At 64.1% G+C, this 18,929-nt stretch carries 27 protein-coding genes, 4 tRNA genes, 1 pseudogene and 1 riboswitch; of the genes and pseudogenes, 11 read left to right on the top strand and 21 right to left on the bottom strand.

Features of this window, described 5'->3' with window-relative positions; translation table 11 throughout:
- Positions 1–241: 241 nt before the first annotated feature.
- Positions 242–481: a hypothetical protein gene (locus CH273_RS13125; protein WP_218829574.1), complete on the top strand. Its 240-nt coding sequence runs from the start codon at positions 242–244 to the stop codon at positions 479–481.
- A gap of 1 nt (position 482) precedes the next feature.
- Here the strand turns inward: CH273_RS13125 and CH273_RS13120 are convergent, their stop codons facing one another.
- The 11 genes from CH273_RS13120 to CH273_RS13075 form a co-directional block, all read right to left on the bottom strand.
- Positions 483–749 carry an HNH endonuclease gene (locus CH273_RS13120; RefSeq protein WP_082322511.1) on the bottom strand — a complete coding sequence of 89 codons (267 nt, stop codon included), beginning with the start codon at positions 747–749 and terminating at the stop codon, positions 483–485.
- Positions 736–993 (bottom strand): WhiB family transcriptional regulator, encoded by a 258-nt coding sequence (locus CH273_RS28455; RefSeq protein WP_032363986.1) that lies wholly within the window; start codon positions 991–993, stop codon positions 736–738. The genes CH273_RS13120 and CH273_RS28455 overlap by 14 nt, the downstream gene beginning before the upstream one ends.
- Positions 990–1,178 carry a hypothetical protein gene (locus CH273_RS13110; RefSeq protein WP_155293625.1) on the bottom strand — a complete coding sequence of 63 codons (189 nt, stop codon included), beginning with the start codon at positions 1,176–1,178 and terminating at the stop codon, positions 990–992. Before CH273_RS13110 ends, CH273_RS28455 begins: the two co-directional genes overlap by 4 nt.
- Positions 1,178–1,585 carry a hypothetical protein gene (locus tag CH273_RS13105; RefSeq protein WP_032395878.1) on the bottom strand — a complete coding sequence of 136 codons (408 nt, stop codon included), beginning with the start codon at positions 1,583–1,585 and terminating at the stop codon, positions 1,178–1,180. The genes CH273_RS13110 and CH273_RS13105 overlap by 1 nt, the downstream gene beginning before the upstream one ends.
- Positions 1,585–1,935, bottom strand: coding sequence for a hypothetical protein (locus CH273_RS13100; RefSeq protein WP_143546219.1), 351 nt, complete (start codon positions 1,933–1,935; stop codon positions 1,585–1,587). Before CH273_RS13100 ends, CH273_RS13105 begins: the two co-directional genes overlap by 1 nt.
- Positions 1,936–1,939: 4 nt before the next feature.
- The gene (locus CH273_RS13095) at positions 1,940–2,176 is read right to left on the bottom strand and encodes a hypothetical protein (protein WP_032395876.1); all 237 of its coding nucleotides are present in this window, start codon (positions 2,174–2,176) and stop codon (positions 1,940–1,942) included.
- 654 nt (positions 2,177–2,830) lie between these two features.
- Positions 2,831–3,040, bottom strand: coding sequence for a hypothetical protein (locus CH273_RS13085; RefSeq protein ID WP_032395875.1), 210 nt, complete (start codon positions 3,038–3,040; stop codon positions 2,831–2,833).
- Positions 3,037–3,192: a hypothetical protein gene (locus tag CH273_RS27690; protein WP_155290804.1), complete on the bottom strand. Its 156-nt coding sequence runs from the start codon at positions 3,190–3,192 to the stop codon at positions 3,037–3,039. Before CH273_RS27690 ends, CH273_RS13085 begins: the two co-directional genes overlap by 4 nt.
- Positions 3,189–3,494, bottom strand: coding sequence for a hypothetical protein (locus CH273_RS13080; RefSeq protein WP_032395874.1), 306 nt, complete (start codon positions 3,492–3,494; stop codon positions 3,189–3,191). The genes CH273_RS27690 and CH273_RS13080 overlap by 4 nt, the downstream gene beginning before the upstream one ends.
- Positions 3,491–3,661 carry a hypothetical protein gene (locus CH273_RS27685; protein WP_155290803.1) on the bottom strand — a complete coding sequence of 57 codons (171 nt, stop codon included), beginning with the start codon at positions 3,659–3,661 and terminating at the stop codon, positions 3,491–3,493. The genes CH273_RS13080 and CH273_RS27685 overlap by 4 nt, the downstream gene beginning before the upstream one ends.
- On the bottom strand, positions 3,661–3,819 hold the full coding sequence (locus CH273_RS13075) for a helix-turn-helix domain-containing protein (protein ID WP_179275466.1): 159 nt from the start codon (positions 3,817–3,819) through the stop codon (positions 3,661–3,663). Before CH273_RS13075 ends, CH273_RS27685 begins: the two co-directional genes overlap by 1 nt.
- A gap of 134 nt (positions 3,820–3,953) precedes the next feature.
- Here CH273_RS13075 and CH273_RS27940 point away from each other — a divergent pair, with 134 nt between their 5' ends.
- Together CH273_RS27940 and CH273_RS28450 are read left to right on the top strand one after the other, a co-directional pair.
- Entirely contained in the window at positions 3,954–4,151 is a 198-nt protein-coding gene (locus tag CH273_RS27940; RefSeq protein ID WP_143546218.1) for a hypothetical protein, read from the top strand.
- A pseudogene (locus CH273_RS28450) lies at positions 4,148–4,363 on the top strand (helix-turn-helix domain-containing protein); the annotation flags it as partial. The gene CH273_RS27940 and the pseudogene CH273_RS28450, both read left to right, overlap by 4 nt.
- Before the next feature lie 80 nt (positions 4,364–4,443).
- On the opposite strand, the gene CH273_RS13065 reads toward CH273_RS28450, so the two are convergent.
- Both CH273_RS13065 and CH273_RS13060 read right to left on the bottom strand, forming a co-directional pair.
- Positions 4,444–4,519: transfer RNA gene (locus CH273_RS13065), tRNA-Lys, on the bottom strand.
- 68 nt (positions 4,520–4,587) lie between these two features.
- Positions 4,588–5,841, bottom strand: coding sequence for a lipase family protein (locus CH273_RS13060; RefSeq protein WP_032395872.1), 1,254 nt, complete (start codon positions 5,839–5,841; stop codon positions 4,588–4,590).
- 665 nt (positions 5,842–6,506) lie between these two features.
- Here CH273_RS13060 and CH273_RS13050 point away from each other — a divergent pair.
- The 6 genes from CH273_RS13050 to CH273_RS13025 all read left to right on the top strand — a co-directional run bounded on the left by CH273_RS13050 (position 6,507) and on the right by CH273_RS13025 (position 8,698).
- Positions 6,507–7,175 carry a TetR/AcrR family transcriptional regulator gene (locus tag CH273_RS13050; protein WP_032377441.1) on the top strand — a complete coding sequence of 223 codons (669 nt, stop codon included), beginning with the start codon at positions 6,507–6,509 and terminating at the stop codon, positions 7,173–7,175.
- Positions 7,176–7,254: 79 nt separating this feature from the next.
- Positions 7,255–7,327: transfer RNA gene (locus CH273_RS13045), tRNA-Glu, on the top strand.
- Between the two features lie 124 nt (positions 7,328–7,451).
- Positions 7,452–7,525 (top strand) — tRNA-Asp (locus CH273_RS13040).
- A 56-nt stretch (positions 7,526–7,581) separates the two neighbouring features.
- Positions 7,582–7,658 (top strand) — tRNA-Phe (locus tag CH273_RS13035).
- Positions 7,659–7,742: 84 nt separating this feature from the next.
- Entirely contained in the window at positions 7,743–8,312 is a 570-nt protein-coding gene (locus tag CH273_RS13030) for a DUF6584 family protein (RefSeq protein WP_032395871.1), read from the top strand.
- Positions 8,313–8,395: 83 nt separating this feature from the next.
- A complete protein-coding gene (locus CH273_RS13025; protein WP_032395870.1) occupies positions 8,396–8,698 on the top strand; it encodes a hypothetical protein in 303 nt (100 codons plus the stop codon).
- 21 nt (positions 8,699–8,719) lie between these two features.
- Here the strand turns inward: CH273_RS13025 and CH273_RS13020 are convergent, their stop codons facing one another.
- Both CH273_RS13020 and CH273_RS13015 read right to left on the bottom strand, forming a co-directional pair.
- Positions 8,720–9,019 (bottom strand): ANTAR domain-containing protein, encoded by a 300-nt coding sequence (locus CH273_RS13020; protein WP_032395869.1) that lies wholly within the window; start codon positions 9,017–9,019, stop codon positions 8,720–8,722.
- A gap of 91 nt (positions 9,020–9,110) precedes the next feature.
- On the bottom strand, positions 9,111–9,695 hold the full coding sequence (locus tag CH273_RS13015; RefSeq protein ID WP_032395868.1) for a helix-turn-helix domain-containing protein: 585 nt from the start codon (positions 9,693–9,695) through the stop codon (positions 9,111–9,113).
- Between the two features lie 111 nt (positions 9,696–9,806).
- On the opposite strand from CH273_RS13015, the gene CH273_RS13010 reads away from it, so the two are divergent.
- Positions 9,807–10,925, top strand: coding sequence for a hypothetical protein (locus CH273_RS13010; RefSeq protein ID WP_052049634.1), 1,119 nt, complete (start codon positions 9,807–9,809; stop codon positions 10,923–10,925).
- Here the strand turns inward: CH273_RS13010 and CH273_RS13005 are convergent.
- From CH273_RS13005 to metE, 6 genes are all read right to left on the bottom strand, one after another.
- On the bottom strand, positions 10,852–11,769 hold the full coding sequence (locus tag CH273_RS13005) for a pseudouridine synthase (RefSeq protein WP_032395867.1): 918 nt from the start codon (positions 11,767–11,769) through the stop codon (positions 10,852–10,854). The two genes, CH273_RS13010 and CH273_RS13005, sit on opposite strands and share 74 nt — an antisense overlap.
- A 90-nt stretch (positions 11,770–11,859) precedes the next feature.
- Positions 11,860–12,855, bottom strand: a complete 996-nt coding sequence (locus tag CH273_RS13000; RefSeq protein WP_032395866.1) for an NADP-dependent oxidoreductase — start codon at positions 12,853–12,855, stop codon at positions 11,860–11,862.
- A gap of 10 nt (positions 12,856–12,865) precedes the next feature.
- The gene (locus CH273_RS12995; RefSeq protein ID WP_027495882.1) at positions 12,866–13,291 is read right to left on the bottom strand and encodes an organic hydroperoxide resistance protein; all 426 of its coding nucleotides are present in this window, start codon (positions 13,289–13,291) and stop codon (positions 12,866–12,868) included.
- On the bottom strand, positions 13,288–13,746 hold the full coding sequence (locus CH273_RS12990) for a MarR family winged helix-turn-helix transcriptional regulator (RefSeq protein ID WP_032395865.1): 459 nt from the start codon (positions 13,744–13,746) through the stop codon (positions 13,288–13,290). Before CH273_RS12990 ends, CH273_RS12995 begins: the two co-directional genes overlap by 4 nt.
- Before the next feature lie 97 nt (positions 13,747–13,843).
- Entirely contained in the window at positions 13,844–14,887 is a 1,044-nt protein-coding gene (locus tag CH273_RS12985; protein ID WP_032396288.1) for an ABC transporter substrate-binding protein, read from the bottom strand.
- A 106-nt stretch (positions 14,888–14,993) separates the two neighbouring features.
- Positions 14,994–17,249 carry a 5-methyltetrahydropteroyltriglutamate--homocysteine S-methyltransferase gene (gene metE, locus CH273_RS12980; RefSeq protein ID WP_032395864.1) on the bottom strand — a complete coding sequence of 752 codons (2,256 nt, stop codon included), beginning with the start codon at positions 17,247–17,249 and terminating at the stop codon, positions 14,994–14,996.
- A gap of 130 nt (positions 17,250–17,379) precedes the next feature.
- Positions 17,380–17,577, bottom strand: a riboswitch (cobalamin riboswitch).
- A gap of 249 nt (positions 17,578–17,826) precedes the next feature.
- Between metE and CH273_RS12975 the strand changes: the two genes are divergently transcribed.
- The gene (locus CH273_RS12975) at positions 17,827–18,918 is read left to right on the top strand and encodes a 3-deoxy-7-phosphoheptulonate synthase (RefSeq protein ID WP_032396287.1); all 1,092 of its coding nucleotides are present in this window, start codon (positions 17,827–17,829) and stop codon (positions 18,916–18,918) included.
- Positions 18,919–18,929: the final 11 nt, after the last annotated feature.

The following is an 18,929-nucleotide window of genomic DNA, read 5'->3' as shown; positions in this document are numbered from 1 at the left end:
CATCCACCATCCATACCGCAATGCATAATCATGCATTGTTTTCGTCCCACTCCCTGGAACTAGACCTCTGGCAGCCCTGGGGGGTGTAAGAGCGGGAAGCCCCTCGGTGTCAACCGTCCCCGTTGCAAAAACCGGGGACCGGTTGCCACCACCGACCATGCATGACTGTGGATGATTATGCATGCATGAGTATGCACTGCGATGCATTGACTTGTCGACTACGTCAATGCATCCTTGACACGTGAAGCGACCAATGGACACAGCCGAATACATCGCCTTCGTACGCCGCATCGTGAGGGCAGCAGGGCGCAGAGCAGGCACCGACATAGAGTCACTGCCACACCTGATCGCACTGCGCTCAGAGCTGGACGGACAGATCACCGAAGCAGTGACAGCAGTACGCACTGATGGGTACAGCTGGGCCGACATAGCCAAGCGCACAGGCGGCACACGGCAAGCAGCACAGCAGCGTTGGGGATAGCTCATGCTGTGATCCCTGCACCGAAGAACTCGGGATCGAACCACGTCTTACGCCCATCGGCCTCCACCTTGCCGCCCTTACTGCGGTTGCACGGCAGACACAGCAGTTGCAGGTTGTCCAGCTCGTGCACCTTCACGATGTGCCACGGCACCACGTGGTCGATCTCGCAGCGGTCATCGCTACCGCACTTACGACACACATAGCCGTCACGCGCACGCACCGCCTTAGCCATGTCGTCCGGTATCGGAGGACGCCTATCGCTTGCCATACAGAGCCACCTCGATCAGAAGCTTCCGCGCTTCGTGAGTGTTCTTGTTGTCATGGTCAGGAGGGATGGGCACACCGGCCCACACCATGCCGAGAGCGTGATGCTGCAACGCACGCTGAGCGCAACGAGACAGGACAGGGCAACCAGCACACAACTGCTCAGCAGCCACCCGCTTCGTACGCCACTGCCCGCCAGCCACATTCGCATACTCGTACTCATCAGCACGCCCTCGGCACAGGCTCATTGCTCAGGCTCGACAGCGGCCGGCTCTTCGATGATCTCCGGCTCGGTGTAGCCCCACGACATCGAACCCATCACGTTGCCCTCGGCATCATCGACCTGGACCACGATCATCTTCCGCTCAGCGTCATAAGACACCGACGCAAACCGACCCGGCAGGCCATCGAGCGGCACCAACTGGCCCGCCATCAGAGCGCCGCCCATTCATTTGTGAAGTCGGTATGCGGCCCGCTGTGTTGGACACTGAGCCTGCACCGTGCCGGCATGTCCCAGTACGTATCGCCGTCCGGTATGAACTCCGACCCGCACCGCTCGAAGTCACTGTCAAAGAACTGGGTCGACACGTCCGACGTCGTAGGCTCACCATCCCCGTCGGACATGCGGGTGTCCATCAGCGCCTCGGCTGCCTCTTCGAGCGACTTACGCGCCGCCACAATCGAACCGAGCGCCGCCGTCACCGCCCACCGATGCGGGTCGGTCTCGGTCAGTCGAGACAGCAGGTGTTGGCCGGCACCCTCCAGCACAGTGACGGGGCCGACCAGATCGGCCACTTGATACGTCGCCGCCTGCAACAGCGCGGACATGTCGTTGTCCATCAGAACAGCACTCCTTCAGGTTGATTCGGTTCCGGGTACGACCGCCGAACATGGTCGGACCCGCACAAAGTGAGGCCACGGGCGTAACGCACCGCAGCGGCCAGATACAGCTCAGCCTCGGGAAGGTGGACCACCTCGCACGTGCTGAGCGGAGTGCAATACATGCCGGCCAGCAGCACCACGTCACGGTTGTGAGCGGCCGTCATCACCACATACGCAGCCGCCGCCGGCCGCTCGCCAAGGTCGATCGACAAGGCGAAGTCATATGCCTCACAAAACTTCTCCACCGCACGATGAATCGAGGGCGATCGACTGAACAGCTTCACTGGCAAGCGGGCCGGAGACGACATCAGCTCACGCCCTCGGAGGCCAGGACCACTCGCCGGCCGATGTGCCCTCGACAGCCGAGACGGTGTACTGCCCGCCGCGCGGAGGGAACACCGCCAGCTCCACCCATCCACTCTGAGGGTGGACGAACGTGACCAGTGCTGCGTGCTCCTCGAACTCGTTCAGGTGTGGCGGCAGGCCGGAGTAGCGAGCTTGCGTGGGGTGCGGGTGGTAGTGGACTACTCGTCCGATCGTGGGTTTCATTTCAATCTCCTTGTGGTTGTTCGGCTCTCAGCGTTGCGCTGAGAGCCGTTGTGACGCTTCGTAGAGGGAGCGGAGGGAGTTGGGAGGGCAGGGCGTACCCCGTACCGCAAAGGCACGGGATCACCCGATCTCGGTTCCTTCGCGTCGGTCGCGTCGGTCGTCGGTCGGTTGGTATGAACGCAAGCGCGGGAATTACTCGGCTTGCCGGGACTGGGATACTTCGAGTGCCTGATACACCAGCAACGGTGTTCCTGCCCGAGTCCGCCTTAACCAGGTCAGACACTCGAATCGGGATGGGTGCAGTGGCCCCTCTAACGGGCGACGACTACGCGGGCTAGGCGCATCACCCGTACGTGAAAGATCCACGGGCGCAGGGACAACGAGCAAGATTCAGTCAGGGCGGCACATCATCACCACCCTCATCGAACAGAGTCGGCGGCACAGCGTCACGCTCAGCGCGCGCCCGATCCTCCTGACACTCGGCACAGATCTTGTCGACCGGCACCCACGCATTCGGATGGAACGGGCGCGCACACTCAGCGCAGTGCTCACGCTGAGCGTGAGGGTCGATCGGCCGGCCGCGCCGCCACCGCACCTGCGAGGCATCGACACGGCCCGGTACCGGTTTCCACGGACCACGCACAAGATCGCCCATCACGAGCTCGACTTACCGAACTCGCGGGGCGATAGCTTGCGGATCTCATAGACGTTGATCTCGCTCTCACCGAGCACCCACGCCTCCGACTGCGCTTCCTCAGCAGCCTCACGGGTCTCGTAGACGACACCGATCCAATCGAGAGAAACCCGCCCGACCACATGCTCTTCCCCAAGCACGTAGCCGAGCGGGTGGTTCGCATCGCTCACAGGAACTCGTCCTCGTGAACGACGACAGCGTGATCGGCGTCATCGCGATTCGCCACCACTGTGATGGCCTCAAGCAATGAGCCGACAAGATGAAAGTCAGTGCCGAACTCGGGGAAGCCCATCAGCTTGTAGCCCCACCGATCCGGCGTCATCGGATACCACCGAAAGCGCGAGCAGAGTCGACCTTGCGCAGCGGCACCAGATGCGGGCCACGGATAGCGAGCACGACCGGCATGTCCTCACAGCCAAGCCACCAGTACTCAACGTCGATACCGCGATCCATCGCGATCGAGTACTCACACGTGCGCACGTCCTGACGGCTCGCAAGGCACTGCTTCGAGTGCAGGATGTACACGCGCTGCTCGTCGGACACAGCGCGCCCGATGTGATCACGATGAGCACGGGCAGCGCCGACGATCTTCTCGATGTCCTCGGCCGGCACGACCTCGCTCATCCCTGACCACCCGCCAGCACGTAGCAAGCCCCCAGCGCCAACAGGACGCACGCAAAGCCACACGACGGCACCAACCACCAGAAGAACAGCTTGCGGATCAACTCACGCAACTGCGCACCGGTAGGCCACTGCGGCCGGGCGGTCGGCGTCACGTACCGGCCGGCCATCACTTCGCCGCCGACTTCATGGATTCGACCTCGTCGCGGTCGAGAAGGTACGCACCGGTCTTGCCCGGGAGCTTCTGGTGAACCGAGAGTCGGCCGCTCTTGGCCCAACGTTGCACGGTTGACGGGGTGAACCCCAGCATTTCTGCTGCCTCAGTCACCGAGCACAATGCGGGAATTACAGCGTTGTCAGACTGCATGCGGAACAGAATGCGGTAAATACAGCTTTAAGTCAACACAGCGTGCCGACTTGTCTCCGTTGCGGTAACTACCGCATAGGCATTAGAGTGACGCCATGAGCGGTAAATCCAGCGGTGATCACCTGAATAACACCGGCCCCATAAGGGGCGGCGGCAAAGGCGGTACGTCACGCGCGAAGAAGCGGTGGAACGAGCGCAAGGGTGACCAGCAAATAGGTCGGGACGAGCTGTTCCGTCAGCAGACTGGTCGCATACCGAAGGCCAAGCGATACCGAGTTGAGGGGGAGAAGTGACTACAAGCATTCAGGGGTTGACGGCCGGCGTGGTGCCGGTGCTGTCGGACGCGCAGCGGCTGGCGATTGCGCGGGGCTTCGTATCGCTGACGCAGGGCGAGCTGGCCGACCGGCTCGGTGTGACAATCAGCACAGTTCAGCGTGCGGAGACAGGGCTGACGAAGGTGCGCCGCACGACATTGATGGCATGGTCCCTGGCCACGGGCGTAAACCTGCACTGGCTTGAGACCGGTCACGCACCTGAGCTCACGAGCGGTGGGTCATGTGCCGTTTGCGACGCTGAAGACGACGGTGGTGCCCCCAGTAGGACTCGAACCTACGACCTGCGGATTAAAAGTCCGTAGCTCTACCAACTGAGCTATAGGGGCGCGGCTCGAAAGTGTAATGGGCCGCGTAGCGCCAACGGGCAGTACCCCCGGCAGTGGGTTCCGACGGGTCAGCGCCCGAAGCTGCTGCATCCGCTCGGCACCGGAATGCCTGCCAGCCGGTCGTCGATCCAGGCGTACGCGCCGGGAATGCCGCTGAGGGCGACGATCAGGTGTTCGCCGAGATATTCCTCGAGTCTGACGTTCGCACCCTGGGCGCACCACTCGTCGTAGAGGGTCTCGGCTCCCTGTCGAGGAATCCAGAACTCCTGCTTGCCCTGATAGATCATGGTGGGGATGGTGGGCGCGAGGTCGCCGCCGAGACGTGTCGCGGCGATGATGCTCTCGGCGATCTCGGTGCGATCGACATTCGGAACGTTCGAGAGCGCCTGTGCCGGGATCGGAGCCACCACGCCACCGGGGGCGAGCAGACCGACGCACATGTCCTTGGCGATCGTGGCCAGACGCAGTCCGTCGGCGTTCATCAGCGAGAACATCTCGGGGTATTCCCGTGCCACCCCGAGCGCCGCCGACAGGAAGAGCGTCGATGCGGCCGTGCCGTTCATCGACGTCAGCAGAATCCGGTAATCGGTCGGTGGACCACCGAACGCCGCGCCCACCAGATTCACATCGGGCGCGTACGTGGGGGCCAATTGTGCCGCCCATCCTGTGGCGATCGCCCCACCCGAGTACCCCGTCATGGCGATGGGAGAAGACGCAGGCACGCCGAGCTCGGGCAGTCGAACCATGGCTCGGAGGGCGTCGAGCACCGCGTGTGCGGCCATGCGTCCGGCGGCGTAGGCCTGCCGTGGCCCCTCGTGATCGGTGACGACGACGGCGTAGTTCTTGGCCAGAAACGCCTGAACGGCCGGTATCTCTCGGGCGAGGCCGCGAGGAAGCAGCCACGACGGCGCACAGGTGTTGCCGAGTGAATTGATGGCCATGTTGTATGCCACGACGGGTCGGCTCCCGGCTCCGGTCCACGGTGCTACCGGCACGATCACGGTGGTGGCCGCAGCGACGGGACGGTCCTTGGAGTCGTTGGTGCGGAACAGGATCTGAGTCGAGGTGACCGGCGTGAACAACGGTCCGACGGTCACCTGTCTGGTTGCGAGTACGGTCCCGGGAGGTTGTTGTTCGTAGCCTGCAGGGGGATCGAACCAGGGCTCACCCAGTGGGGTGGGTAGATAGAGAGCCGGGTCGGCGACGGGGGCCACGAAGTTACCAAGGGGGTCTGCAGATGCCATGCCGGTCGTCGACAGAGCGAGTACGACCACCGCGAACGACGTTGTGATGGAACGAAATACGCGAATCGACACCTTCATGGCATGCACTCGTTTCCGATCGGCCGAACTACTCCATGTGGTGCATGTCACAGTAATTCAGTACAGGTGCGAGTTCGGTGCGAGTCCGGGAACGTGTCGAAAACGTTACCGACCGGTCTTTCTCATATCGATTACCGGGCAATGGATTTGACCGAGGGCGGACAGCGGTTTCGGCGTATTCGATTGCCGATCACTAGTTTTGAAATGCTAACGAGCAACGCGAATCAGTTCTGGTCCGAGATCCGTTACCGTGGAATGTAATTCGGTTTTCAACCGAAAGTGCGTGTGTGCTCCAAGCGACGTGAACGATGCGTCGATCGTTCGTTTCACGGAACTCGGCTGTACCTCGGTCGCTGCCGATGGCGAATCGGTCGAGTCGCGAGTCGGCACGCGGTCGGTGAGGGGGGTCGGTCCGAAGAAGGTCGCGTCGGCGACAGCGGTGGACCGAGTGGAAAGCGGCTCGAGTGCGCACCCCCTGCAGCGCACTCGAGCCGCGCAGATCATACCATCCGGCTTGTTTCGGACGCCTAACCGATTTTTCCGACGGATGTGTGTGGCGAAGCGAACCGTAGGTGAGTCGACTCACGTGTCGTTCGGGTGAAGTACTCTCTATATGTACTACCTGCGGATACGCAGGGCGCTTGGGGCTCGGAGGCACGGAATAAATGGCACAACAAGAGCGCGCACGGCGGACCCGGGCTGCCATCGTGGAGGCGGCGGCGGCGGAATTCGCCAAGCGTGGATACGCAGCGGCATCCGTCAACACCATCTTGGAGGGCTCCAACGCCACCAAGGGTGCGATGTATTTCCATTTCCAGTCGAAGGAAGATCTGGCCCGAGCCGTGCTCGCGGCCGGTCTGGATCGGTACGTCGCCATTACGGAGAAGTGGGCCGACACCACCGCACACCCGTTCTACGTCATCCGCGGGATCGTGGACGACATCGCGCAGAACTTCCAGAACGACGTGATCGTGCGCGCCGAGTTCCGGTTGATAGTCGAGCCGGAGTTCTACGCGGAGGTGCACTCCGGGGGCGGTCGCGTCTGGGGAGCTCAAGGCCACAAGCAAGCCGAGCGCGCTCTCGCGATGGGCGACCTCAAGCCGGAGTTCGACGCAGCCAAGTTCGTGCGGGTGCTTGCCGCGTCGATGGCCGGTCAGCGGTACATGTCGGATCTGGTTGCCGACAACGCAGATCTGCGCGAGCGGTTCGAGGAATCCGTCGAGGTCGTACTGCTCGCCATGGCGTCCGAGCGTTGGCTCGCCGAGTTCAAACTGCACGGGTGGGAGCACTACGGCGAAAACTGCGCGAAAACCACCTCTGACCTGCCGGTTTGAGATTTACAGCGAAAGTGTCCTAAGCTATCCCAGCTCCCAACGGAACGCCGTTGAGGGTAACGTCGAAGCAGTTCGGCGGGCCCCCTTCGTCTAGCGGCCTAGGACGCCGCCCTTTCAAGGCGGTAGCGCGGGTTCGAATCCCGTAGGGGGTACGTAGGAAGAGATCGGATTGACAATCCGGTCGGCAGTACAGCATTCTTCGTCTCGCTTCCCGCGTGATGCGGATTTGCAGTTCGGAGAGTTGGTGCGCTAGAAATAGCGCGGCAACAACAGCAAGGCCCTGTGGCGCAGTTGGTTAGCGCGCCGCCCTGTCACGGCGGAGGTCGCGGGTTCGAGTCCCGTCAGGGTCGCAACATCGGTACGAAGGTACCGACATTGCGATGGCATTGTTTCACCGGTGCCGCCCGGCCAGGTAGCTCAGTTGGTACGAGCGTCCGCCTGAAAAGCGGAAGGTCGCCGGTTCGATCCCGGCCCTGGCCACCACGGTGTTGGATCGACAAGCACGATGAAAGCCCCTTCCGGTCGTCCGGCAGGGGCTTTTTCGTTCCCAGGAGTTATTGTCGACGCGTGGACGTGATCGATCGAGCGCAGGAGGATCTGGCGCGCGGAGACAGTATCGCCGCTCGAGATCGGCTGCTCGGCGCACTGATCCGGAACCCGACGTCGCCCGGCATCCTCGAATTGCTCGCGTACACGTATCTGGTACTCGGCGATCGTGCGGCGGCCGGAGCCGTCTGGTTCCTCACCGACAAGTCCGACGACGATCCGACGGCGTCCGCAGCGTTCGCCGCCCTGGAGAAGCAGTACCGGTCGCCTCTGATGATGGCGCGGGCACTGCCCATCCACGCGCCCTCCGATTGGTATCCCACCCGCGCTCGGATACGGCTGGAGCGGCTGGGAGCTGCGATCGAAGCCAACGGTCAGCACTGGGTGCCGCCACGAGACGTCGTGTATTTCGACGAGGACGGGCTGAACTCGGACGACTTCTACGGCCGGGACGGCGATCAGGACGACTCGGAGTACGACCGCGCAGGGTCGAGTTACCGAACGGTGCGGCAGCGGGCGATCGCGGCGACCATCGTCATCGCGATCGCTGCCACCTCGGCATCGGTGGTGCTGGCACTCGTCTTCGGGTGACGCCGGTTCACGGACGAAGCGTGCGGCACCGCGCGTAGAGTCGCGAAAGAATTTCCGCCGACGATCGAGGGTGACGAGTTTCCATGGGCACAGCGAACGGTGCAGCGTCACCGGCTCCGCGAGACGACAACTATGCCGTCAACCTCGAGCAGGCGAGGGTGTTCGCGAGAGGGCTGGCCGAACATATCGAGACGTGCTCGGCGTCCATCGAACTGGCGCAGTCCAAGGCATTTCGAGCTCGCGCGGATCGCGCCGAATCACGGGCCCGAGCGTTCGAGTCCGAAGCGTCGACGCTCCGAACCGAGCTCTACGAGATGTACCGACACATCGACGCGATGACGGCACGCTTTCCGGAGCTGCGCAGCGACCCATCCGTTCGCGGCTAGCTCTCCGGAGCGCTCGTTCGATCAGAGGGCAGCGGAATCGGTGACCAGGCCGAAGTGCGTCGCTGCGCCTCGACGGCCGAGTGCCGATCCCCAGACCTCGTACACCGCGTCGGTGGCGGAGGATCGCTCGATGTCGCGGCCCTCCGCGACGGTGATGAGCGTGCGAGAGAGCTCGAACAGACTGACCCGGTGATGTCTCGCGGTCGTGAACAGCTCGTCGATGGCGTCGGCAACGGATCCACCGTGGATCCCGATGAGCACTCCGGTTGCGATGTCCACGTGAGTGCGGGACGCAGGCGATTCGGGCAGTCTGTCGGTCATCTTTTTCCTCGAGATGGTGTGTGGTCGGTGCGGATGACCCAAGTGGATCCTGGCGTCGAGCGGCTTCACTGTCTCACACGGACATGACATTTCATACCGTCGGTTTCGCCCGCACGTGCATCCGCTCGCCCTGGGGTCCGAACAGGCTCAAGAGCTCCACCGGTCGGTTTCCGACGGCACCGAACCAGTGTGGCACGCGAGTGTCGAATTCGGCTGCCTCGCCTGCCTTCATCGTCAGATCGTGCTCGCCGAGAATCAGCCGCAGGGTGCCGTCGAGGACGTACAACCACTCGTACCCCTCGTGTGTCCGCGGACGCGGCTCCGAGCCCTCCGGGCGGACCAGGAGCTTGTACGCCTGAAGACCGCCGGGACGCAGCGTCAGCGGCAGGATGGTCACGTGTTCGCGAACGGTCGCCGTGGTGCGCACCCGAGGGTCCGCCACGGGCGGCGCGGTCACCAGATCGTCGAGTTTCATCTGATGGGCACGAGCGATGGGCCACAGCAATTCGAGGCTGGGCTTGCGGTCACCGGACTCGAGTCGCGACAGTGTGCTGATCGAAATTCCCGTGGTGTCCGACAGCGATGCCAGGGTGGTGTTCTTCTCCATCCTGATGCGCTTGAGGCGGGGACCGAGGCCCGCGATGACCTCGTCCAGGCCGGTGTTCGAATCTTCCATGACACCATTGCAGGTTCGGCAACGAGGTTTGTCAACCCAGGAAACATCGAGGAGCGAAAACGGCCCGCGAAAACGGCCCGCGGGCGACGGCAGGCGGCACATACTCGATCGATGACCGGTCGTCCGGGGACCACGTACCGCAGTGGCATGATCCGCGATGCCTACGGAAGCAGTGCATCCGAGGCGTTCATGGTCGTCGCCATCGCGACCATTCTGATCACAAGGGCTTACCTGGAGTTGACCGACTATCCCCAGGTCGGGGGCAAATCGTTGCACATCGCTCACGCCCTGTACGGCGGCGCGGCGATGATGCTCGCGTTGCTGATCGGGTGGATGTTCATCGGGTTCGGCGTTCGAGTGTTCACGGTGGTGCTCGGCGGAATCGGATTCGGGCTCTTTCTCGACGAAGTCGGCAAATTCGTCACCAAGGACAACGACTACTTCTACGGTCCCTCGTCGGAGATCATGTACGTCCTGGTGGTGCTGCTGTTGGTGTTCAGCAGGATCGTTCGGGAGTTCCGCCGGCCCTCGGTCGACGAATCGCTTGCCAACGCGGCTGCGATCGCAGCCGACGGCGTCGCGCACGGCCTACCCGAGCATCGACGCGACTGGGCGCTACGCATGGTCGCGCGGGCCGAGGCCGAGGGTGCCGACGCGGACACCGTGGCCGGGATCCGACTGTTGCTCGGCCGCGCTCGACAGTCGACGTCGCGGACCCACTCGCTGAAAAATGTCGTTCCCCGGCTGATTCCCGCGTTCTTCACCAGCGCCCGGTGGATTCCCGTCGTCGGGTGGGGGTTGGTTCTGCTCTCCGGGGCGGGGGTGGTGTTCGGGATCGTCGAGCTCGTCATCGGGGACCTGCACATCGATCGACGCGACCTGACGATCGACGTCGACAGAATGGGAATCGCGAGCGGGATCCTGTTCGTCAGTGCCTGCCTCACCTTCGTCACGGCGCTGCCTGCGATGCTGTGCTTACGTGCTCGAGGACCGCTCTGGCCGCTGCGAACCCTCCGGGTGTCCGCGTTGATCTTCACTCTTCTCAACGCCCTCGTGGACTTCGCTCAGGAGGGTTTCGCCGCGCTGGGGAATGTGGCGGTGGGACTGTTCGCGCTCGCGGTCATCTCGCATCGAATCACCGTCCGTACCGCCGAGCTCACGTCGGAAGCTGCTGCGATTCAGGCGGATCGAGACTCCGATTGCTCTCGAACCGTCGAATCAGGCCGCTGAGCGGATCGACGAATTCGATCGAACGCGCCAGCAAGCGAAGCGGATCTGAGTAGTCGTCGTCGGCGACCTCACGGAACGAGGGATAGAAATTGTCGCCGACGATCGGAATGCCCAACGAGCACAGATGAACTCGAAGTTGGTGCGTCTTTCCGGTTCGCGGACGCAATCGGTACAGGCCGTGGGCTCCGAACGTGTCGACGAGCTCGACGAGTGTTTCCGCGTTGGGCTCGCCCGGTACCTCTCGGGCCTGAAGAACGCCGCGCTCCTTGATGATTCGGCTGCGTACCGTCAGCGGGAAGTCGATGTCCCGGGAGCGTGGGGCAATCGCCTCGTACTGCTTGGTGATGGTGCGTTGAGCGAACAACTCCTGGTACGGCCGGCGGGCCTGCTGTCGCACGGTGAACACCAGAACCCCTGCGGTGAGCCTGTCCAGACGGTGCGCCGGGCTGAGCTCGGGCAGGTCGAATCGGCGGCGGAGCAGAACGAGGGCCGAGCGAGCGATGTATGCGCCGCGCGGAGTGGTGGCCAGAAAATGCGGCTTGTCGACGACGAGCAAGTTCTCGTCGCGATGGAGGACGTCGAGTGAGAACGGAACCGTCGGCTCCACCGGCGGGTCGCGGTAGAGGTAGATGTCCGCCCGCGGTATCGCGACGGTCGTCGAATCGACGGGTACGCCCGCTGCGTCGACGATCTCGCCGCCCGCAACTTTCTCGGTCAGTCGGGCGGCGTCCTGCGGGAACCGGGCGCGCAGGTACTCGAGCACCGTCGCTCCGGTCGCGACCTCCGGCATCCGCACCCGAGTGGGATCGAGTCCGTCGCGCAACGGGAGGGGAGCGGCGGGCATGCACCGACTGTAATCGGTCCGGGCATGGAAACACCCCGGCCGGAAATTCCGGCCGGGGTGTGGTCTGCGGTGACACCGTTCGGGGTCGACCTAGATGGTGACAACCATCTTGCCGGTGTTCTCGCCCTTCATCAGGCCGATGAACGCCGAGGGGGCGTTGTTCAGACCGTCGACGACCGTCTCGTCGAATTCGACTGCGCCGCTGCCCAGCCACTCGGTCATATTCGAGCGGAACTCTTCGGTCACGTGCGCGTAGGAGCCGACGATGAAGCCCTTGAGCGTCAGTTCCTTGCCGATGGCGAGCGCAAGGTTGCGCGGTGCCGGGGTCGGTTCGGTCGAGTTGTATTGAGCGATGGCCCCGCACATGGCGATTCGGCCGAACTTGTTCATCGAACCGATGGCGGCTTCGAGGTGCTCGCCGCCGACGTTGTCGAAGTACACGTCGATGCCGTCCGGTGCTGCCTGTCGCAACTGCTCGGCAACCGGGCCGTCGTGGTAATCGAACGCCGCGTCGAAGCCGAGCTCGAGCAGGCGAGCCACCTTGGCGGGGGAGCCGGCACTGCCGATGACCCGAGATGCACCGAGCGCCTTGGCGATCTGTCCGACGAGCGATCCGACTGCGCCTGCAGCGCCGGAGACGAAGACGACGTCGCCCTCCGCGAACGAAGCGACTTCGGTGAGGCCTGCGTACGCCGTGGTGCCGGTCATTCCGAGCGCGCTGACGTATGCGGACGCCTTCGCGGCCGAGAGATCGACCTTGCTTGCGCCCTTGGCGGGGACGACGGCGACATCGCGCCAGCCCTTACCGTGCAGAACGGCGTCGCCTACAGCGAAACCCTCGGCCTTGGATTCGATGATCTCGCCGACGGCACCGCCGTCGAGTGGGGCGTCGAGCTGGAACGGCGGGACGTACGACTTCACATCGTTCATCCGGCCACGCATGTACGGATCGACCGACATCACGATGTTGCGGACGAGGATCTGCCCGTCGGCGAGTTCGGGAAGGTCGACGACCTCCGCGCGAAAGTTGTCTTCCGTCGGCCAGCCTTCTGGGCGGGACGCGAGGTGAATTTCGTGTGCCTTCAAGGGATTTCCTCTACTCGTCTTCGGTGACTGTGACGGTGACGTCGATGTTGCCGCGGGTGGCGTTGGAGTACGGGCACACCTGGTGGGCCTTGTCGGCCAGAGCCTGGGCGTTCTCGCGGCTCAAATTGGGCAGGGTCACCTCGAGGGTGACGGCGAGCTGGAAGCCGCCCGCGTCGTTGGGGCCGATGTCGACACGAGCGCCGACGGCCGAATCGGTGACGTCGGCCTTGTCCTGACGAGCGACCATCTGCAGTGCGGAGTGGAAGCATGCGGCGTAGCCGGCGGCGAAGAGCTGCTCGGGGTTGGTGCCGTTGCCGCTGCCGCCCATGGCCTCCGGGATGGCGAGGTCGAGATCGAGCCGTCCGTCGGAAGTGCGGGCGTGGCCGTTTCGGCCTTCACCGGTGGCCAGTGCCTCGGCGGTGTAGATCGTCTTCATGATGCTCCTTCTGTCGTGCCGGAATCGGTGTGATGCAGAGCGCTCGTCAATGCGTCGAGCGACTCCTTGAGTTTGACGAGATCGTCGACGTTCATACCGGTCTTCTCGGCCAGCTTTCGTGGAATGTCGAGTGCCTTTGCGCGCATGGCACTTCCGGTCTCGGTGAGGTGGATCTCGACCCGACGTTCGTCGGTGCTCAGGCGTCGGCGCTCGATGAAACCGAGGCCTTCGAGGCGCTTGAGCATCGGCGACAGCGTGCCGGTGTCGAGATCGAGTTCGGCGCAGATGTCCTTGACGCCGCGCCCGTCCCGTTCCCACAGCACCAGCAGTACGAGGTACTGCGGATACGTGACGCCGAGCTCGTCGAGCATCGGGCGATACACCGCGGTGGTAGCCCGCGATGCGGAGTACAGCGCGAAGCACACCTGACGGTCGAGTGCGAGTTCGTTGGTCACGTCAAGAACAGTAGTGCACGGTTAAGTTGTGCGCAACCTACCTGTTCGATGTGCATGGAACTTCGTAGTGGGCTACGAAGTTCCATGCACATGGGGGTCAGCTCTGCAGGGCGCTCTTCAGGCCGTCGAGCACGATCGTTGCCGCCGTCGGGCCGGCATTGAGGTACCACGGGTCGTCGTCGACGCGCACGATGTGGTTCTCGGTTGCCGCGCTCATTCCGGTCCAGAGCGGGTTGGTGGTGTACGACGCGGCGCTGGAATCGGCTCCGGCGTCCTGGCTCGATACGAACACCCAGTCCGCGTTCGCGAGCTGAATTTCCTCCTCGCTGAAGTCCTGCGAGGTCTTGTCGAACTGCTGGCTGTCCGGGCGCGCCAGACCGGCGTCCCAGGCGATGTAACCGGCGAACGACGGGATGCCGAACACTCGCGCTCGATCGGCGGTGAAGCGGACGAACGAGACCGTGGGCGCGCCGGTGTCGGCAAACGAATCGCCCAGTGCCGCAGCGTCGGAGGTGAAGGTGTCGATGAAGGTCTGCGCCTGCTCGGTTCGGCCCAACGCGTCGGCGAGAAGGAGGAAGTCCTGCTTCCAGTTCACTCCGGTGCCCTCCGTGAGCACGGTCGGCGCGATGGTCGACAGCGTCGGGTAGATGTCCTCGGATCCGGTCTTGTTCGCCAGGATGAGGTCGGGTTCGATGGCTGCGATGGCCTCGATGTCGACCTCCTGTCGGTTGCCGACGTCGACGAACTGCGACATGCGATCCGCGTACTGCGGGAACGAGAAGCTGATGTAGTCCGGGACCAGTGCGGCGCCGTCCCCGTAGGCGACTCCGGTGGGTACGACGCCCAGGGTGAGAGCTGCGTCGAGCTGGCCGGTGGCGATCACGACGATCTTCTTCGGTTCGGCGGGGATCTCGGTCGAGCCGCCGAAGTGGCCGACCGTGCGGGGGAACACGCCGTCCGCGGCACCGGAACCCATGCCGTCGGGGATGCCGGTCGGGCCGGGGGCGTCGGTGGCCGCATCGGCTGTGACCGACGTCGACGCGGTGGAGGGAGTGGCCGTCTGCTCGGCGGTGCCGCCGCAGGCGACAGTGGTCAGCGCGGTGACCGCGGCGATCGTGGTGGCCAGGAGTAGACGTTTCACTTCGTTCTCTTTCACAGATCGGGCGTAGGCAGGTAAGCCTAGCCTGTACCTGGCGAACGAGGTGAGCGGAACTTCGTAGCAGGGGTCGAAGTTCCGCTCACCTGGGTCAGCGCAGCGCGGCCGCCGCCTGCACCATGTTTCTCAGCGACCGCTCGACCTCCGCCACGCCGCGGGTCTTGAGTCCACAGTCGGGGTTGACCCAGAGTCGTTCGGCAGGAACTGCTTTCAATGCCGCCCGCAGCGATTCGGTGATCTCGTCGACGCTCGGCACCCGCGGTGAATGGATGTCGTACACGCCGGGGCCGACACCGAGGTCGAATCCGATCGAGTTCAGGTCGTCGAGTACTTCCATGTGCGAGCGGGCCGCCTCGATCGACGTCACGTCGGCGTCGAGGTCGGCGATCGCGTCGATAATCTCACCGAACTCCGAGTAGCACAGATGCGTGTGAATCTGCGTGTGGTCGGACACGCCGGATGTCGAGATCTTGAACGATCGCACGGCCCAGTCCAGGTACGCCGCTGTGTCTTTCGAGCGCAGGGGGAGGAGCTCACGAAGGGCAGGTTCGTCCACCTGGACGATTCGAATACCCGCTGCCTCCAGATCGATCGTCTCGTCGCGAATCGCCAGGGCGATCTGGGCTGCGGATTCGGCCAACGGTAGGTCGTCTCGGACGAACGACCACGCCAGAATCGTCACCGGGCCGGTCAACATGCCTTTGACCGGCTTGTCGGTGAGCGACTGCGCGTACTCGGACCAGTGCACGGTCATCGGTTTCGGGCGCGAGACGTCGCCGTACAGAATCGGCGGCCGAACGCACCGAGATCCGTACGACTGGACCCAGCCGTTCGACGTGGCCGCGAAGCCACTGAGCTGCTCGGCGAAGTACTGCACCATGTCGTTTCGCTCGGGCTCGCCGTGGACCAGCACATCGAGGCCGATCTTCTCCTGCAGTGCAACGACATCGGCGATCTCGGATTGCATCCGGGATACGTATTCGGCGTCGTCGATCTCACCGGTGCGCAGGGCTGCCCGAGCGAGTCGAATCTGCGTGGTCTGCGGATACGAACCGATGGTGGTCGTCGGCAACGACGGCAAGTCCAGTCGCGCAGCCTGAGCCCGGCAGCGTTCCTCGGCCGGGGTGCGGTCGACGGAGATTCCCGCGTCGAGACGTGCCCGAACGGCCGCGTCGTGCAGACGAGGGTCGGTGCGACGAGTCTCGAGCGCGGCTCGGGCCTGCTCGAGCTCGGACGACACCGATTCGGTGCCCTCTCGCAGCGCCCTCGCGAGGACGGCCACCTCGGCAACCTTCTCGGTACCGAAGGCCAGCCAGGATCGGAGCGGATCGACGATGTCGGTCTCTCCGTCGAGGGTGTACGGAACGTGCAGCAGCGAACACGAACTCGACACCGCGAGCGTGCCGGCACTACCCAACAGGCTCGCCAACGTTGCCAGCGCCTTGTCGAGATCCGTCCGCCAGATGTTGCGCCCGTCAACGACGCCCGCGACTATGTGCTTGCTCGCGAGCGCAGGTATCACGGCAACGTGCTCGACGGTGCCCGGCACCGTCAGATCGATCGACAATCCCTCGATACCGGTCGACGCGAGCACGGGCAGTACCGCACCGAGGTCACCGAAGTACGACGCCAGCAGTATGGCAGGCCTCGTCGACACTGCGCTCAGGTAGTCGTAAGCCTTCTTCGCACAGTCGATCTCGTGCTGCGTGCGGTCGGCCACGAGCGCAGGTTCGTCGAGCTGGACCCACTTCGCCCCGGCATCGGCGAGGTGTGTCAGCAGCTCCGCGTACAGCGGCAGAATCTCGTCGAGGCGGTCCAGTAGCGGGGCGCTGCTGCCGACTGCCTTCGACAGCAACAGGAACGTCACCGGTCCCAGGACGACCGGTCGAGCCGGGACATCGAGCGCGCGAGCTTCTTCGAGCTCGGCGAGCACCTTCTCGGGATGCAGTGAAAAGGTTGTCGCCGGGGAGATTTCGGGCACGAGGTAGTGGTAGTTGGTGTCGAACCACTTGGTCATCTCCAGTGGTGCGACGGTCTCGTTGCCTCGGGCGGCGGCGAAACAGCGGTCCAGCTCGCTGTCGATGCTCCGAACCCGCTCGGGTAGTGCGCCGAGCATGACCGCGGTGTCGAGCACGTGGTCGTAGTACGAAAAGGTGTTCACCGGAACGGAATCGAGTCCGGCAGCGACGAGTTCTCGCCAGGTGTTCTCGCGCAATGTTCGCGCGACGGATTCGAGTGCGGCTGCGTCGAGCGTTCCGGCCCAGTAGGATTCGACGGCTTTCTTCAGTTCTCGGTTCGGTCCGATACGGGCGGAACCGAGCACGGTGGCGGTGAATTCGATACTCACGGTAGTTCTCCAGGTGACTGCTGCATCGATGGCGCACCGCCTTCTCGGGCGCGCGAATCCCGGAGAGCCCCACGAGCAGCCGTACCAGGGTTACGCGCCCATTCCACGAGGCGGTGAACCGCTGCGCACGGCGTGCACAGCACAGACGGCAGGTATTCGGACTCGCGGGCACGTGGACGAACAGTCCACTCCTACTGGCCGTCGCTTCCCGAAGAGGCCTCTTCAGTGCTGTTGACGGCGGTCGTTCCTGCATACCGCTGCGGGACAGTCCCGGATTCTCACCGGGTTCCCTCTCACGACGCGCCGTACCGCACGCATCGCTTCGGCGCCGTGGTGAACTTCGGGGCTCCTCATGACCACCTGGCGAACCGACTGCAGGGACGAGCATAGATGCATCGACGAGGCGTCTGCTACGGTGCTCTCATGCAGCGCACGTATTTCTGGTTTAGCAGGCCGGCCCCGGGTGGGTCAGCCAGCGACGCCATGCGCTGAACTTCCACCCCACGAGCCGGATACAGACCGGCTCGAAGTGCGTGTGGAGCATGAGGAGCCGGCCTGGGAACAGGAACGCCCTCTCATGACACTCTCTCTCGACACCCCACCTCTCGACGATCAGCGGACCATCAGCATCAGTCCGTTGATCGCTCCGTCGGTGCTGCGCCGCGAGCATGCCGTCGACGACGCGATCTCGGCCACGGTCCGTACCGGCCGCGCCGGCGTGGTCGACGTGCAGGACGGCCGCGACGATCGGCTGATCGTCGTCGTCGGCCCGTGCTCGGTGCACGACACCGCCGCTGCTCTCGACTACGCCCGACGCCTCGCCGCCAAGGCATCCGAACTGGGCGATCGCCTGCACATCGTCATGCGCGTCTACTTCGAGAAGCCGCGAACGACGCTGGGCTGGAAGGGTTTGATCAACGATCCGCACCTCGACGGCAGCTTCGACATCAACGCCGGTCTGCGAGTAGGACGCCAACTGCTGCTCGACATTTCCGCGCTCGGTCTGCCGGTCGGGTGCGAGTTCCTCGACCCGATCACCCCGCAGTACATCGCAGACCTGGTCAGCTACGGCGCAATCGGTGCGCGAACGGCGGCCAGCCAGGTGCACCGGCAGCTGTGCAGCGCGTTGTCGATGCCGGTGGGGATCAAGAACTCCACCGAGGGGGACATCCAGGTTGCGGTCGACGGCACCCGCGCTGCCGCCGCGAGCCACGTCTTCCCCGGCACCGATCTCGACGGTCAGGCGGCTCTCATTCGCACCGTCGGGAACCCGGACTGCCACGTGATCCTGCGCGGCGGTGTCGACGGGCCGAACTACGACGCCGAATCGGTCGCCGATACCGTTGCGCGACTGCGTAAGTCGGGTCTGCCGGAGCGGGTGGTCATCGACGCCAGCCACGGCAACAGTCGTAAGGACCACAACAAGCAGGTCGACGTGGTCACCGACGTGGCCGCTCGGGTGGCGGCAGGCGAACACGGCATCGTCGGACTGATGCTGGAGAGCTTCCTGGTCGCGGGCCGTCAGGATCTCGAACTCGGCCACCGGGACGAGCTGGTGTACGGGCAGTCGATCACCGACGCCTGCCTCGATTGGGACACGACGGCAACGCAGTTGGACACGTTGGCCGCAGCGGTGGAGGAGCGTCGGAACTCGATCACCGCTCGCTGACGAACCCGGCC

It is taken from the genome of Rhodococcus sp. 05-339-2, from assembly GCF_002258965.1.
In the GTDB taxonomy this organism is placed as follows: Bacteria; Actinomycetota; Actinomycetes; order Mycobacteriales; family Mycobacteriaceae; genus Rhodococcoides.
This window is presented reverse-complemented; position numbering and strand designations above follow the sequence as displayed.